The sequence below is a fragment of the Marivita sp. genome, assembly GCF_017643905.1.
In the GTDB taxonomy this organism is placed as follows: Bacteria; Pseudomonadota; Alphaproteobacteria; order Rhodobacterales; family Rhodobacteraceae; genus Marivita.
On sequence record NZ_JAEPMO010000009.1, the window covers coordinates 33,902 to 49,188 of the forward strand.

At 60.3% G+C, this 15,287-nt stretch carries 17 protein-coding genes and 1 riboswitch; of the genes, 16 read left to right on the forward strand and 1 reads right to left on the reverse strand.

The features are described from left to right. The first annotated feature begins 111 nt into the window (after nt 1-111). The 4 genes from JJ869_RS02545 (at nt 112) to JJ869_RS02560 (ending at nt 3,994) form a co-directional block, all read left to right on the forward strand. The gene (locus JJ869_RS02545; protein ID WP_292264406.1) at nt 112-1,341 is read left to right on the forward strand and encodes a beta-ketoacyl synthase N-terminal-like domain-containing protein; all 1,230 of its coding nucleotides are present in this window, start codon (nt 112-114) and stop codon (nt 1,339-1,341) included. Between the two features lie 2 nt (nt 1,342-1,343). Then, nucleotides 1,344-2,135, forward strand: a complete 792-nt coding sequence (locus tag JJ869_RS02550; protein WP_292264407.1) for an enoyl-ACP reductase — start codon at nt 1,344-1,346, stop codon at nt 2,133-2,135. Nucleotides 2,136-2,193: 58 nt separating this feature from the next. Next, nucleotides 2,194-2,868 (forward strand): FAD-binding oxidoreductase, encoded by a 675-nt coding sequence (locus JJ869_RS02555; protein ID WP_292264408.1) that lies wholly within the window; start codon nt 2,194-2,196, stop codon nt 2,866-2,868. 115 nt (nt 2,869-2,983) lie between these two features. After that, on the forward strand, nt 2,984-3,994 hold the full coding sequence (locus JJ869_RS02560; RefSeq protein ID WP_292264409.1) for a PAS domain-containing protein: 1,011 nt from the start codon (nt 2,984-2,986) through the stop codon (nt 3,992-3,994). A 6-nt stretch (nt 3,995-4,000) separates the two neighbouring features. Here JJ869_RS02560 and JJ869_RS02565 read toward each other — a convergent pair whose 3' ends face one another. Next, nucleotides 4,001-4,867 (reverse strand): hypothetical protein, encoded by an 867-nt coding sequence (locus JJ869_RS02565; protein WP_292264410.1) that lies wholly within the window; start codon nt 4,865-4,867, stop codon nt 4,001-4,003. 113 nt (nt 4,868-4,980) lie between these two features. Here JJ869_RS02565 and miaB point away from each other — a divergent pair, with 113 nt between their 5' ends. The 12 genes from miaB to JJ869_RS02625 form a co-directional block, all read left to right on the forward strand. Continuing rightward, nucleotides 4,981-6,321, forward strand: coding sequence for a tRNA (N6-isopentenyl adenosine(37)-C2)-methylthiotransferase MiaB (gene miaB, locus JJ869_RS02570; RefSeq protein ID WP_292264421.1), 1,341 nt, complete (start codon nt 4,981-4,983; stop codon nt 6,319-6,321). 129 nt (nt 6,322-6,450) lie between these two features. Next, entirely contained in the window at nt 6,451-6,981 is a 531-nt protein-coding gene (locus tag JJ869_RS02575; protein WP_292264411.1) for an OmpA family protein, read from the forward strand. 11 nt (nt 6,982-6,992) lie between these two features. Further along, nucleotides 6,993-7,289 carry a hypothetical protein gene (locus JJ869_RS02580; RefSeq protein ID WP_292264412.1) on the forward strand — a complete coding sequence of 99 codons (297 nt, stop codon included), beginning with the start codon at nt 6,993-6,995 and terminating at the stop codon, nt 7,287-7,289. 75 nt (nt 7,290-7,364) lie between these two features. Next, nucleotides 7,365-8,342, forward strand: a complete 978-nt coding sequence (locus tag JJ869_RS02585) for a PhoH family protein (protein WP_292264413.1) — start codon at nt 7,365-7,367, stop codon at nt 8,340-8,342. A 59-nt stretch (nt 8,343-8,401) separates the two neighbouring features. Continuing rightward, on the forward strand, nt 8,402-8,911 hold the full coding sequence (gene ybeY, locus JJ869_RS02590) for an rRNA maturation RNase YbeY (protein ID WP_292264414.1): 510 nt from the start codon (nt 8,402-8,404) through the stop codon (nt 8,909-8,911). Between the two features lie 35 nt (nt 8,912-8,946). Further along, a complete protein-coding gene (locus tag JJ869_RS02595) occupies nt 8,947-9,888 on the forward strand; it encodes a hemolysin family protein (RefSeq protein ID WP_292264415.1) in 942 nt (313 codons plus the stop codon). 4 nt (nt 9,889-9,892) lie between these two features. Then, nucleotides 9,893-11,380: an apolipoprotein N-acyltransferase gene (gene lnt / locus JJ869_RS02600; RefSeq protein WP_292264416.1), complete on the forward strand. Its 1,488-nt coding sequence runs from the start codon at nt 9,893-9,895 to the stop codon at nt 11,378-11,380. A 12-nt stretch (nt 11,381-11,392) separates the two neighbouring features. Continuing rightward, a riboswitch (SAM-SAH riboswitch) is annotated at nt 11,393-11,440 on the forward strand. A gap of 3 nt (nt 11,441-11,443) precedes the next feature. Then, complete coding sequence (gene metK / locus JJ869_RS02605) at nt 11,444-12,625, forward strand: methionine adenosyltransferase (RefSeq protein ID WP_292264417.1); 1,182 nt, start codon at nt 11,444-11,446, stop codon at nt 12,623-12,625. A gap of 91 nt (nt 12,626-12,716) precedes the next feature. Further along, on the forward strand, nt 12,717-13,256 hold the full coding sequence (locus JJ869_RS02610) for a histidine phosphatase family protein (RefSeq protein ID WP_292264418.1): 540 nt from the start codon (nt 12,717-12,719) through the stop codon (nt 13,254-13,256). A 60-nt stretch (nt 13,257-13,316) separates the two neighbouring features. Next, nucleotides 13,317-14,033 carry a tRNA (guanine(46)-N(7))-methyltransferase TrmB gene (locus JJ869_RS02615; RefSeq protein ID WP_292264419.1) on the forward strand — a complete coding sequence of 239 codons (717 nt, stop codon included), beginning with the start codon at nt 13,317-13,319 and terminating at the stop codon, nt 14,031-14,033. Beyond that, nucleotides 14,033-14,647, forward strand: a complete 615-nt coding sequence (gene cmk / locus JJ869_RS02620; RefSeq protein ID WP_292264422.1) for a (d)CMP kinase — start codon at nt 14,033-14,035, stop codon at nt 14,645-14,647. Before JJ869_RS02615 ends, cmk begins: the two co-directional genes overlap by 1 nt. A 271-nt stretch (nt 14,648-14,918) precedes the next feature. Further along, nucleotides 14,919-15,287: S1 RNA-binding domain-containing protein (locus JJ869_RS02625; RefSeq protein ID WP_292264420.1), on the forward strand; the 369-nt coding region annotated here is incomplete at its 3' end.

Genomic DNA, 15,287 nt, shown 5'->3' on the forward strand with positions numbered 1-15,287 from the left:
GTTTCTGATCTGCCGTGGGCCGTCACCGGAAGCCATCCACTGTGTCCAATCTGCTTGCTCCTTCCCCCCACCTTCCCCTACACACGCATGCAACAATTGTAAGGAGCCGTGATGCGCCGTGTTGTCGTGACAGGATTGGGGATTGTTTCATCGATCGGGAACAATGCCGAAGAGGTGGCCGCGAGTCTGAAGGCAGGCCGCTCGGGGATCACCGCAAATGCCGATATGGCCGAACATGGGTTCCGGTCGCAGGTTGCCGGGGCCATCGATCTGAACGTGGCCGACCATGTCGACAAGCGTACGTTACGGTTCATGGGGCCGGGTGCGGCCTATGCGCATATCGCGATGGGTCAGGCGATTGCCGATGCGGGGCTGACACCGGACGAGGTGGTGAACCCCATGACAGGCCTGATCGCGGGATCGGGCGGGCCGTCGACCAGCGCCATGCTGGCCGCGCATCAGTCTGTACTGAGCACCGGGGCGACCAAGCGGATCGGGCCGTTTGCGGTGCCCAAGACGATGTCGTCGACGGTCAGCGCCAACCTTGCGACGGCCTACCAGATTAAGGGCATGAATTTCTCGATCACCTCGGCTTGTTCGACCTCGTTGCATTGCATCGGCATGGCGGCGCAGCAGGTGGCTTTGGGCATGCAGGATGTGATGTTCGCAGGCGGTGGCGAAGAACTCGATTGGACGCTGTCCTGTCTGTTCGACGCGATGGGTGCGATGTCGTCGAAATACAACGACACGCCCGAGAAAGCGTCGCGCGCGTTTGACGCCGGTCGCGATGGCTTTGTGATCTCGGGCGGCGGCGCAATCGTGGTGCTGGAACCGCTGGAACGGGCCTTGGCGCGCGGTGCCACGATCTATGCTGAAGTTACCGGGTTTTCGGCCACGTCGGACGGCGCTGACATGGTGGCGCCATCGGGCGAAGGCGGCGAACGGGCGATGCGTGGCGCTCTGAAAACGCTGCCAGGGGGGCGCAACGTGAGCTACATCAACGCACATGGCACCTCGACACCTGTGGGCGATGTTGGTGAGATCGAAGCCGTGCGGCGTGTCTTTGGCGAGGGCAGCACACCCCCGGTAAGCTCCACCAAGTCGATGACCGGCCACAGCCAAGGTGCGACGGGTGCGCAGGAGGCAATCTACTGCCTGCTCGCGCTGCGGGACGATTTCATCATTCCGTCGATCAACGTGGAAACACTCGACCCGGCGCTGAAACCGGAAGAGATCGCCACGGAATTGGTGGAAAACGCAGGGCTTGATACGGTGATGACCAATTCTTTCGGGTTCGGCGGCACCAACGGGTCGATGTTGTTGTCTAAGTACGTAGGTTGAAGATGTCGGGACAGTTGCAGGGCAAACGCGGGCTTATCATGGGCGTCGCCAATGAACGCTCCATCGCGTGGGGGATCGCCAAAGCGATGGCCGAAGCGGGCGCAGAGCTTGCCTTCACCTATCAGGGCGAAGCGTTCGGCAAGCGGCTGGAGCCTCTGGCGGCAAGTGTCGGGTCGGATTTTATGGTCGATGTCGACGTGACCGATGATGCGTCACTCGATACCGCGTTCGAACAGCTCGCCGCGCGCTGGCCGACGATTGATTTCCTTGTCCACGCCATCGCGTTTTCCGACAAGTCTGAACTTCAGGGGCGGATCCTCAACACCAGCCGCGCCAACTTCAAGAATTCGCTGGATATTTCGGCCTACAGCTTCATCGACGTGGCGCGCCGGGCGCACCCGTTGATGGTGGAGAACGGCGGCACGCTTCTGACGCTGACCTACATGGGCTCGACCCGCGTGACGCCCAGCTACAATGTCATGGGCGTGGCCAAGGCCGCATTGGAAGCCTCTGTGCGCTATCTGGCGAACGATCTTGGTCCCGAAGGGATCCGCGTCAACGCGATCAGCCCGGGTCCGATGAAGACGCTCGCAGGCGCGGCCATCGGCGGCGCGCGCAAGACGTACAAGCACACGGACATGAACGCGCCTCTGCGGTCGAATGCGACGCTCGAGGCAGTTGGTGGGACAGCGGTGTATCTTGCGTCGGATGCCGGTGCCTGCACCACGGGCGAGATCATTCGCGTCGATGGTGGGTTCCATGTTTTGGGCATGCCGCAGTACGAGCATCTTTGACGCAGTCGGGAACTCTGCCCTGAGTTGACCGTTGTTTCCTGCAAAGGAGACACGTCAAATGACATACACGCTGACGCTGCAAAGCATCGAAGCCGTAACGCATGACACGCACCATTTGGTGTTCAACAAACCCGATGGTTACGACTACACACCGGGTCAGGCCTGCGATTTTGCGCTCGCCAAAGATGGCTGGCGCGATCAGCAGCGTCCCTTCACCTTTACCGGTTTGCCCACTGACTCGACGCTGGAATTTGTCATCAAGTCTTATCCCGACCACGATGGCGTCACCGAACAGATCGCCAAGATGCAGATGGCAGATCAGGTTGAGATCAGCGATCCGTGGGGCGCCATCGAAGATAAGGGTCCGGGTGTGTTCATCGCGGGCGGGGCTGGAATTACACCGTTCATCGCCGTGCTGAAACGCCGTTTGCAGACTCATGGATCGCTGGCCGATTGCCACCTGGTCTTTTCCAACAAGACCGAGAAAGACATCATCTTGCGTGACGCTTTCACGTCGATGTCCGGTCTGAATTGCCACTTTGTTGTAACAGATGAACCCGAAAGTGAATTGTCACGGGGTCAGATCGACTCGGAATACCTTGCCCCGATCGTCACCCAGACGGATGGCCCGATCTATATCTGCGGGCCGGAACCGATGATCGACGACATGTCCAAATGTCTCCGGGACTTGGACGTGTCCGAGCAGCGGATTGTCACCGAAGACCTGAACTGAACCGTCACCAGAAAATTTAAGATCGTCCGCCGAACCGTTCGGCGGGCGTTCGTCACACGAGTGCGCTGTGGGCAGGACCACAGGCGCAATGAGGTAAGTCACGATGGACCGAGAAGTGTCTTTTCAACCGGGCGACATAAGCAATGAGGATGCGACTGCGATCTTCAGCTCGTCCACAGTCTCCATGGTTCTGACCAATCCCCGTTTGCCCGACAATCCGATTGTATACGTGAATCGCGCGTTCGAACGGCTGACCGGCTACACGTCAGACATGGCGCTGGGCCGCAATTGCCGATTTCTGCAGGGCGAGCAAACCTCTGCTTCGGCGGTGAAGGACCTGCGAAACGCTATCGAGAAGCGCGCGGAAATCTCGACCGTTTTGACGAACATCCGCGCAAATGGTGAGCCGTTCCTGAACGCGCTTCTGATTTCGCCGGTCGTCGATGACACCGGAGAGCTGGTGTACTTTGTGGGGCTCCAAAGCGAAGTCGCCAACGACAAACAGGCGGAACGGCTCAAGCAGTTCGAAACCGTCATGGCCGAGATTCAGCACCGCGTTAAAAACCACCTGTCGATGATCCTTGGCCTCATCCGAATGAAGGCGCGCAAAAGCAAAGCGCCTGAGGAATACAAAGACCTGTCCCGCCGGATCGAAAGCCTGCAATTGCTCTATGAGGAAATGTCGGCGGCGACGCTGGAACGCAATGACGGCAAGATCAAGCTGGGTGCGTATCTCGGCCGTGTCGCCAACGCGATCGCCTATCTCGACAGTCGTCCCGGCGTGCGCATGAACATCCATGTCGAACCGCTCATGGTGGACACGGAAACCGCTGTGCGGATCGGGTTGATCCTGTCAGAGGTTCTGACCAACGCGATGCAACACGCGTTCCGGGATCAGAAGTCCGGTCTGGTTGAATTGCGGGTGATGCGCACGGACAATGGCGGGATGCGCGCAATGGTCACGGACGACGGGGTTGGTCTTCCAGTAGGTGTGACTTGGCCCAATTCGGACGGTTTGGGAGGGCGCATCGTACAAGGACTCTGCGAGGGTCTGGAGGCTACTCTTCAGGTCACACGGGGCGCCGTGGGAACCATCGTCACATTGGACGTTCCCGTCGCGGATTGACCCCGCCTAGAACCACTGGCCTGATTCCATCAGCCCCAAATCCAGCAATTGCCGCGAATGCCATTCGAACGGCACCGAATTGTGCCATCGGAAGGTTTCGATCTCAAACGCCGATCCCGGATTGCGCTTCAGCGCCTTTGCCGTGCGGAACGTTGCAACCGCCGCCGTGAGGTTGTTGTGCCACGGGCAGGCATAGGTGTTGTATTCCTCATCGTTGAACGTGTGATCCGGTCGCAGCTCAAGTTCGGGCTTCGCACGGAACAACGCGATGCGGTCGATCTTTCGGCGCTCCGGCGGAACATGCTCTTCATAGCGCCACCGCAACCCGCCAAAGAAATCCAATTGCCGTTCCTTGGGATAGTTCGTTGCGGGATCGTTGCGCCCCAGCGCGTAATATCCTGATCGGTCCATATACGCGTCGTCGATACTGACAGCATTGGGATGGGCCTCAAGATCGCCAGCATAGAGGTCGATGGCATAACACAGCATCGCATCACGGCGCTCTTCGGTGTGGAAGGCCAGCAATTCACCGATGGTGCGCGTCTCGCAGAATGGAAAGAACAGGTATTCGGCGTTGTAGCATACATAGATCCACACGCCCGGAGCCTTGGCGATGATGCTGTTTACGATCTCTTCTCGATTGCCTTTTCGGGTGATCTCGCTGTCCACACGAATGACCTTTTCCGCGATATCGCCGGCAAGGTCGAATTCGCTTGGCATGAAGACAATGTTGGATTTGAAGCCCAAATGAATGTTGTGGCGCAGTGTCGTGTCAATCTCGATCGCGTCCTCCACAAACACCAATGCAATCGGCCCCTTGGCCAATGCGCCTGGCGCTTGGGAAAGAAGTTCAGTGATACCTGTGTAACGCATGAGGGGCCCTCTGCGGGTGTTTTGCACAGAGTCGGTGAAAAAACCGTGCATTGCAAGATGGGGGTGACATGCGCTATCGCCACGCCCTGAACCCTGCCCCGGAGGATTGGCCCATGTCCGAACCGAAGAAGCTCTTTATCAAGACCTATGGCTGTCAGATGAACGTGTATGACAGCGAACGTATGGCCGAAGCGCTGGGCGGGCAGGGCTATGTCGAAACGCAGTCGCCCGATGACGCGGATATGATCCTGCTCAACACTTGTCACATCCGCGAAAAGGCGGCGGAAAAGGTCTATTCCGAACTGGGCCGGTACAAGGGTCTGAAGGCGGCCAAGCCCGACCTCAAGATCGGGGTCGCGGGCTGTGTCGCGCAGGCTGAGGGTGAAGAGATCATGCGCCGCCAGCCGATGGTCGATCTGGTGGTCGGTCCGCAAAGCTATCACCGCCTGCCCGAGCTTGAGGCCAAAACCCGCAACGGCGAAAAGGCGCTCGACACCGATTTCCCCGAAGAGGACAAGTTCGAGGTTCTCAAGAACCGGCCAAAGGCCAAGCGCGGCCCGACGGCGTTCCTCACGGTACAGGAGGGCTGCGACAAGTTCTGCGCCTTCTGTGTCGTGCCCTATACGCGCGGTGCCGAGGTCAGCCGCCCCGCCGATCGCATCCTGACCGAAGCGCGTGATCTGGTGGAACGCGGTGTGCGCGAGATCACCCTTCTCGGCCAGAACGTGAACGCCTATCATGGTTCGGCCCCGAAGGGGACGAACGGGGAGGGTGGTGACTGGTCGCTTGCCCGCCTGATTTGGGCGCTCAACGATATCGACGGGCTGGAACGCATCCGCTTCACCACCAGCCATCCCAACGACATGACCGATGACCTGATCGAGGCTCACGGCACCTGCCCGAAACTGATGCCCTACCTGCACCTGCCCGTGCAGTCCGGCTCAGACCGCATCCTCAAGCGGATGAACCGTCAGCACACCGCCGAAAGCTACCTCGCCATCATCGAGAAACTGCGCGCGGCCCGGCCCGACCTTCTTCTTTCTGGAGACTTCATTGTCGGGTTCCCCGAAGAGACCGAGGAAGATTTCCAGGCAACGCTCGATATCATCCGCGCGTCGAATTACGGCTATGCCTACAGCTTCAAATACTCCACCCGTCCGGGCACTCCGGCGGCGGAACGCGACCAACTGCCAGAAGACGTCAAGGATGACCGCCTGCAACGCCTGCAAGCGCTGATCACCGAGCAGCAGAAGGCTGCGCAGGACGCCATGGTCGGTAAAGAGGTCGGCGTTCTGTTCGAAAAGCCGGGCCGCCTGCCGGGCCAGATGGTGGGCAAATCCGACCATCTTCACGCAGTCCATGTCGAGGCTGACGGACTGACCCCAGGCGACCTGCGCCGCGTCAGGATCATCGACTCCGGGCGTAATTCTCTTAAGGGGGCGTTGGTCGAATGACACATCATCTACGGGGATGCCGCGATATATAGAGGTTTGGTCTTTCCTGAACCGCAGTCTTTGGTAGTATGAAATGAATCGGACGCCCTTTCCCAGGATGAGGCGTCGCCACAGCCGGGGGATGCGGGAATGATAGGGCGGTTGTCCGCATTGGTGGTGAGTATCGCGTTGGCCATGACGCAAGGGGCATCGGCCCAGCAAAGCGAACGCTATGTTCCGGGCATTTGGATCGACCCCGACGGGTGCGAACACTGGGTTATGGATGATGGCGCCGAAGGCTTCATGAGCCCGCATCTGCGCCGCAACGGCACGCCCGTATGCCACAAGGTCAGCCGCTGTGCGATTGTGCCCACAGACACGATGTTCGCCACCGGCAGCGCGGCAATTGCGCCCGGTGGCGCAGCCAGCCTGCGCAGTTTCTTTGCCGCCAATCCCTCAAATGGCTTCGTGATCGAAGGCCACACCGACAGCCGTGCGTCCGCCGCGTCGAACATGGCGCTCAGCGAACGCCGCGCCCGCGCGGTCGCTCAGGTCGCCCAGCAGGCCGGTGCACGCATTTATTCGGTGCGGGGTTTCGGCGAAAGCCGACCTGTCGCGACCAACACAACCGCCGCCGGAATGGCCGAAAATCGCCGGGTGGAAATCCTGTGCCTGCGCTGAGGAGACCCGCCATGATCCGTGTTGTTGCTCTTGCCGGACTCTGCGTTGCGCTTGCCGGATGCGAAGCCGTCGGCGACGACAAAAGCTTTGATCGGGGCATTGACAGCAAACCGCTCAGCCAGCTTCAGGCAGGCATCTGGATTGACCCCAATGGCTGCGATCACTGGATCATCGACGATGGCGTCGAAGGCTATCTCTCGCCGCGGCTGAACCCGAATGGGACGCCTGTCTGCTCCGGCAATGCAGATGAGCGGAATACCGCGATAGGTGACTTCAAAGGTGGCTCCTCGTTTGGGGACGTATTGTGACGGAAAGGGTGACCGCTTGCACTGCGTGATGGAACTTGACACCCTGTTCTTGACACCCTTGCACCGGAGACCCGCGTGACCACAGACACCTTGTCAGAAGCGCTTGTAGAATTCCCAGATAACCGTTTACTCATCGACCTTTGCGGCGAATACGACCGCAACCTCACCGAAATCGAGACCCGCCTTGGGGTTCAGATTCTCCGCCGTGGGAATCTGTTGGCCATCCACGGCGAACCCGAGGCGCAGTCTGAAGCGCGCGGTGTGCTGATGGCACTCTATCAGCGGCTTGAGCAGGGGCGCAGCGTGTCACCAGGCGACATCGACCGCGAATTCCGCATGGCCCCGGACGATGTCGGCCCAGACGCGCAGATCGAAATGTTCGAAGGCGGCCCGGTCGAAATCAAGACCCGCAAGAAACTGGTGGAGCCGCGCACCGACGCGCAAAAGGCCTATGTCCGGTCGCTCTTCGAACACGAACTGGCCTTTGGCATTGGCCCGGCTGGCACCGGCAAGACCTATCTTGCGGTTGCCGTCGGCGTGAACATGTTCATCACCGGTCAGGTCGACAAGATCATCCTCAGCCGCCCCGCGGTCGAGGCGGGTGAAAAGCTGGGTTATCTGCCGGGCGACATGAAAGACAAGGTCGATCCCTACATGCAGCCACTTTACGACGCGCTGAACGATTTTCTGCCGGGCAAGCAGCTGGCCAAGATGATCGAGGAAAAGGTGATCGAAATCGCGCCTTTGGCCTTCATGCGCGGCCGCACGCTGTCCAATGCCTTTGTCGTTCTCGACGAAGCGCAGAACGCAACCTCCATGCAGATGAAGATGTTCCTGACCCGCCTCGGCGAAGGATCGCGCATGGTGATCACCGGCGACCGCACCCAGATCGACCTGCCGCGCGGTGTCGCCTCGGGGCTTGCGGATGCGGAACGCTTGCTCAAGACGATCCCGAAGATCAGTTTCAACTACTTCACATCGAAGGACGTGGTGCGCCACCCGCTTGTCGCGGCGATCATCGAAGCCTACGAAAAAGACACGGAAACGCCCTGATCTTCATCTTGCCGAATAAACTCCGGGGGTTCGGGGGCAGAGCCCCCGATGATTAAGCATTGACAACTCTGACCGACATCGTGATCGAAGACCCCCGCTGGGAAGAGGCGGGGCTTGACGCGCTGGCCGAACTTGCTGCGGCCAACACGCTGGAATATCTGGATGTTCCCGTCGAAGGCTACGAAATCGCGATCCTCGCCTGCGATGATGCGCGAATTGCCGAACTGAACGCTGAATTCCGCGACAAACCGACGCCGACCAATGTGCTCAGCTGGCCCAGCTATGATCTCGCGGCGGACGAAGACGGGGCGACACCCCACCCCCTTCCATCCCCCGATCCGATGATGGGCGAAAGCCTTGGTGACATCGCCATCGCCTATGACACCTGCCTGCGCGAGGCCGAGACTGCGGGCAAAGACATGAGCCATCACGTCACCCATTTGATTGTTCACGGAGTGTTACATCTTCTGGGCTATGATCATGTTCGTGACCGCGATGCCACGCTGATGGAAGGGTTGGAGACGAAGATACTTGGCAAAATGGGTATTGCGGACCCATATAAGGGCTAGTACGGGCCAATTGGCCACCACCGGAACAGGAAAAAATGGGCGACAACGACGACTCGTCTAACGCAGCGCATCGCGCGCACGAGACGACAGATACTCAACCGGGACGTGGGCTGCTATCCCGTCTGCGCAGCTGGTTCGGCGGAACCGCACAGGCGGAGGATACAACGGCACCGCAATTAGTCACTCGGTCATTGTCTCCGATTGATGGCATGATGAACCTGCGGCGCATGCGTGTGGACGATGTGTCCGTGCCGCGTGCCGATATCGTGTCCGTGCCGGATACCATCACCAAAGCCGAGCTTGTAAACGTCTTCCGCGAAAGCGGCCTGACGCGTTTGCCGGTCTATACCGGGACGCTCGACACGCCGATTGGCATGGCGCATCTCAAGGATCTGGCTCTCAAACATGGCTTTAACGGCAAGAGTGCCGATTTCGACCTGAAACAGATGCTCCGCCCCTTGCTCTTTGTGCCGCCATCCATGCCCATTGGCGTGTTGCTGGCCAAGATGCAGACGGAACGGCGGCACATGGCGCTGGTGATCGACGAATATGGCGGTGTCGACGGATTGGTGACCATCGAAGACCTGATCGAACAGGTAATCGGGGAAATCGAGGACGAACACGACCTCGACGAAGGTACGAATTTCTCACGCGAAAAGCCGGGCGTCTATCTCGCTTTCGCCCGCACCCCGCTTGAGGAATTCGAGGCGGAAATCGGTCTCAACCTCACCGATCATGACGACATTGATGGTGAGGAAATCGACACCTTGGGCGGTCTGGTCTTCATGCTGGCCGGTCACGTACCAGCACGCGGCGAAGTCGTGCCCCATCCCGAAGGGCCAGAGTTCGAGGTGATCGACGCCGACCCGCGACGCATCAAGCGTATGCGCGTGCGCCTCAAGGCGACGGCTGCCGGCGATGCCGCCCGCGCCCGCGAACTTGCCGAGGCTGCAACAGCCGCCGCGCGCTCAGCCTGATCCAATGCTGGTGGCCCGCCGTCTTGGCGCATTCTGTCTTGGCGCGATCTTTGCGCTGGGGCAGGCCCCGTTCGACCTTTGGGCGCTGGCGCTTGTTGCCCTTGTCGGTGTCCTGCGTCTGGTGCGGTTGGACACCAGTGCCAGATCCACGGGTTGGACAGGCTGGTTCTTCGGGACCGGATACTTCGCCGTGTCGATGCACTGGATTCTTGAGCCGTTTCAGGTGGACGCCGCCACAACAGGCTGGATGGCGCCCTTTGCGCTGGTTGGACTGGCAGCCGGACTGGCGCTGCTCTGGGCCGTTGCATTCTGGGCAGGTCGCCGCATGCACCCCGGTCCGGTCGGAATCGCGCTCTGCTGGGCGGGGATTGAACTTGCGCGCGCCTATATCCTCACGGGCTTTCCGTGGGGATTGGTGGGATATGTCTGGGCACCGACCCCCGTGGCCCAATGGCATTCCCTCATTGGACCGCATGGGCTTACGCTGCTGACCCTTTTGCTCGCAGCACTGGCAGCAGGGGTGACCAAGGCGCGAACCGTCAAATTCGGATTGATCGCTTTGGCCGGGATCGTCGGTATGTGGGGTGGCGGCTCGGCCATGGCCCCGCCGGTGCAAGACCTGACCGGTCGCCCCATCGTGCGCCTCATCCAGCCAAACGCGCCGCAGCACCAGAAATGGGACCGCGACTTCATCCCCGTTTTCTTCAACCGTCAGGTCGATTTCACCGCGCAGCTGCCCAAGCCGGATCTGATTGTCTGGCCGGAAACTGCGGTGCCCAACCTGCTCGACAATGCGGGGCCGGCGCTCGAAGTGATTGCGGACGCCGCGGCTGGCACGCCAGTGGTTCTTGGCATCCAGCGTGAACAAGAAGGGCGCTACTACAATTCGCTGATCACGCTCGATGCCGCTGGGCAGGTGGGTGATCTCTACGACAAGCACCACCTCGTGCCTTTTGGGGAATACATGCCTGCCGCATCGTTCTTTGCGCGGTTCAACATTCTTGGCCTCGCCGCACGTGCCGAAGCGGGATATTCCTCAGGCCCCGGTCCTGCGCTCATTGACCTTGGCACCGTGGGCAGAGCATTGCCGCTGATCTGTTACGAGGCGGTTTTCCCGCAGGATGTAAATGGCGCGCCCACGCGTCCGGACATGCTGCTCCAGATCACCAACGATGCCTGGTTCGGCATCAATGCCGGTCCACAACAGCACCTTGCGCAAGCCCGTCTGCGTGCCATCGAACAGGGCCTGCCGATGATCCGCGTCGCCAATACCGGCATTTCGGCAATGATCGACCCGGCGGGCCGGACTGTTGGCGCGATCCCGCTTGGTCGGGCGGGGTTCCTGGATGTGCCGCTGCCGTCCAAACGCGCGCCGACGCTCTACAGTCGCACGGGTGATTGGTTCGCCTTTGCGGCGCTGATCGTGGCATTTGCGACTTTGCTCATACGGAAACGCCGCAACTCCATTGACCGCGACGCGCTGGGCGCGTAACCCAAACCATCATTCCCGTCACAACGGCTTCCTGACGTGACGGCAGACCCTAATGGAGCACTTATGTCCCGACAGAATTATATCTTCACCTCGGAATCCGTGTCCGAGGGCCACCCGGATAAGGTCTGCGACCGTATCTCGGACGCGATCCTCGACGCCTTTCTTTCCGAAGAACCCGAAGCGCGGGTCGCCTGCGAAACCTTTGCCACGACCAACCGGGTCGTGATCGGTGGAGAGGTGGGGCTGTCGGACCAGAACCGTCTTGCCACCTATATGGACCGGGTCCCGGACATCGCCCGTACCTGTATCAAGGACATCGGCTACGAGCAGGACAAGTTCCACCACGCCACCTGTGAGATCACCAATCTGCTGCACCAGCAATCCGCTCATATCGCGCAGGGCGTGAATGCCAGCGACAACAAGGACGAAGGTGCAGGCGATCAGGGCATCATGTTCGGCTACGCCACGAATGAAACAGACGCGCTCATGCCCGCGCCGATCCAGTTCAGCCACGCCATCCTGCGTCGTCTGGCAGAGGTGCGCAAATCGGGTCAGGAACCGCTGCTGCGCCCCGATGCGAAATCGCAAATCTCTGTCCGCTACGAAAACGGCAAGCCGGTGGGCGTGACCTCGATCGTTCTGTCGACACAGCACGCCGACGAAAGCCAAAGCTCTGCCGACATCCGTGCGATTGTCGAACCCTATATCCGCGAAGTCCTGCCCGATGGCTGGATCACCGACGCCACCGAATGGTGGGTCAATCCGACCGGCACGTTCGTAATTGGCGGTCCTGATGGCGACGCCGGTCTCACGGGCCGCAAGATCATTGTTGACACCTATGGCGGTGCGGCCCCGCATGGTGGCGGTGCGTTCTCCGGCAAAGATCCGACCAAGGTGGACCGCTCGGCCGCCTATGCAGCGCGCTATTTGGCGAAAAACGTCGTGGCGGCAGGCATGGCCGACCGCTGCACGATCCAGTTGTCCTATGCCATCGGTGTGTCCAAACCGCTGTCGATCTATGCTGACACCCATGGCACAGGCGATGTCGATGCCGCCGCCATCGAAGCGGCGATCCCCAAGGTGATGGACCTCACCCCACGCGGCATCCGCACACACCTTCAACTGAACAAGCCGATCTATGAACGCACGGCGGCTTATGGCCACTTTGGCCGCGCACCCGAAGCGGATGGTGGGTTCAGCTGGGAACGCACCGATCTGGTGGATGCTCTCAAGGCGTCTGTCTAAGGCATTCGGGCCGGGTGCCATAGCCCGGCCCGATTTCCCTTTCGCGACCAAGGCCTATGTCCCGAGGTGAGTTCACCAACAGGGGCAGGGCATGCTGAAACATCTTCTTTTTCTGATCCTGATGCTGCCGGGTGCAGCACTTGCCAATGATTGGGAGGCGCTCGACACCCCCGGTGCATTTGCCATCATGCGCCACGCGCTGGCCCCCGGCACCGGTGATCCCGCCAATCTGACCGTTGGCGATTGCAGCACCCAACGGAACCTAAGCCAGCAGGGCAGGGATCAGGCCACCCGCATCGGTCAGGCGTTCCGGGATCGCGGCCATCGCTTTGACATCGTGCTAAGCAGCCAATGGTGCCGCTGCCGCGACACGGCAGAGCTTCTGAACCTTGGCCCGGTGGAAGAGGTGCCAGCCTTCAATTCCTTCTTTCAGGATTTCTCGACTCGCGACAGCCAGACAGCCGAGGCGCTGACCCATCTGGCGGATCGCTCGGACCGTCCGTTCATCGTCACCCATCAGGTCAACATTCGGGCCCTCACCGGCCAGACCACCCGATCCGGCGAAGTCCTGATCGTGCGCCATGCGGGCGACACGCTCGACGTGCTGGGATCAATCCTGATCGACCCGTAGCCCCGACAAATTCGCAGACCTCCGTTGCGAGTGGCCGACGCAATCGCTAAACCGCGCGCCATGACTGACACCAAACATCCCTCAGGCGCGCCCTGGCGCAACTTTTATGGCCGGTTCAGGGGCAAGACCCTGCGACCGAACCAGAAGGATTACCTCGAACATGACCTTGACGCGCTCAGCCCCGGTGCCGTGTCTTGGGAGGAAAACCCGGAGCGAGAGCCGCTCGATCTGACCGCGATCTTCGGGGACAAGCCGCTCTGGGTCGAGATTGGGTTTGGCGGGGGTGAACACCTTGTGCATCAGGCGCAGACCTATCCGGATGTGGGCATCATCGGGTGCGAGCCGTTCATCAATGGCGTTGCGATGCTGTTGGGCAAGATCCGCGATGCAGGTGTAACCAATCTGCGGGTTCATCCCGGCGATGCGCGCAACCTTTTTGACGTTTTGCCCGCCGGTTCTGTCGAGAAGGCGTTTCTGCTCTACCCCGACCCTTGGCCCAAGAAACGCCACCACCGCCGCCGCTTTGTCACGCAAGAGCATTTGGAGCCACTTTTTCAGGTTCTCAAACCCGGCGCAGAGTTCCGTGTCGCCACAGATATTCCCGATTACGTGCGTCAGACCCTGATCGAAGTGCCCAAAGCCGGGTTCGACTGGCTGGCCGAAGGGCCAAGCGACTGGCGGCACCCGTGGGATGATTGGTATTCGACCCGGTATGAGATGAAAGCACTGCGCGAGGGTCGGATGCCCCATTACCTGACCTTCCGGAAACCGGCATGATGGCCCCGTTTACAGTTGCCATTGATGGCCCTGCTGCTGCCGGCAAAGGCACGATCAGCAGGGCCGTTGCGGCGCATTTCGGCTTGGCACATCTGGACACCGGGCTGCTTTATCGTGCTGTCGGTGCGCGGATGTTGCTGGGCGAAGACCCGATTGCAGCCGCGCAAAGCCTTGTGGCGGGGGATCTTGAAAACCCCGATCTGCGCACCGCTGATGTGGCGCAAGCCGCCTCCAAGGTTGCCGTCATCCCCGAGGTCCGTGCAGCCCTTCTTGATTTTCAGCGCGCCTTTGCGCGCCGCTCTGGTGGAGCGGTTCTGGATGGGCGCGACATCGGTACGGTCATTTGCCCTCAGGCCGAGGTCAAACTCTTTGTCACCGCCAGTGCCGAAGTGCGGGCGCAGCGCCGCTTGGCCGAACTGGCCGAACGCGGGTTCGAGACCGATTTCGAGACCGTTCTGGCCGATGTCAAAACCCGTGACGACCGCGACATGAACCGCGCCGACGCGCCGCTGAAACCGGCCGAGGATGCGGAAACCATCGACACGTCTGAATTGGATGTGGATGCGGCCATCGCTGCGGCCATCTCGATTGTGGGTGACCGCAAAGCAGACTGAGTCCACAAAGAAGCGTTCAACCGTGTCAATCCTGGGCGGCAAATGCGCTCCGGTCTTGCGCTGTATCACACGCTCTGCTATGGCCCGCGCGTCGCTAGAAGGCAAACAATGCCGCAGACGAAGATCGAGCAGGGGTCGGCACACACCGGCCCTCTTTGTTTTGCGGACGCCTTGACCAATCCCGTTCGCCGCAAGTGCGGACACCACCCCAGACCGGCGGAGACAACCGCTCGGCCAGAAAAATGATACGTGTAAAGGAAACAGACGCCACATGGCTATGAACGCATCTATGGAAGAATTCGAAGCGCTTTTGAATGAAAGCCTCGAAATGGACACACCGGACGAAGGGTCCGTTGTCAAAGGCAAGGTCATCGCAATCGAAGCGGGCCAGGCCATCATCGACGTCGGCTACAAAATGGAAGGCCGCGTTGATCTCAAGGAATTTGCAAACCCCGGCGAAGCGCCCGACCTGGCTGTCGGCGACGAAGTCGAGGTGTTTCTGCGCTCTGCAGAAAACGCGCGCGGTGAAGCGGTCATCTCCCGCGAAATGGCGCGTCGTGAAGAAGCATGGGATCGCCTTGAAAAGGCATATGCTGACGACGCCCGCGTCGATGGCGCGATCTTCGGCCGTGTCAAAGGC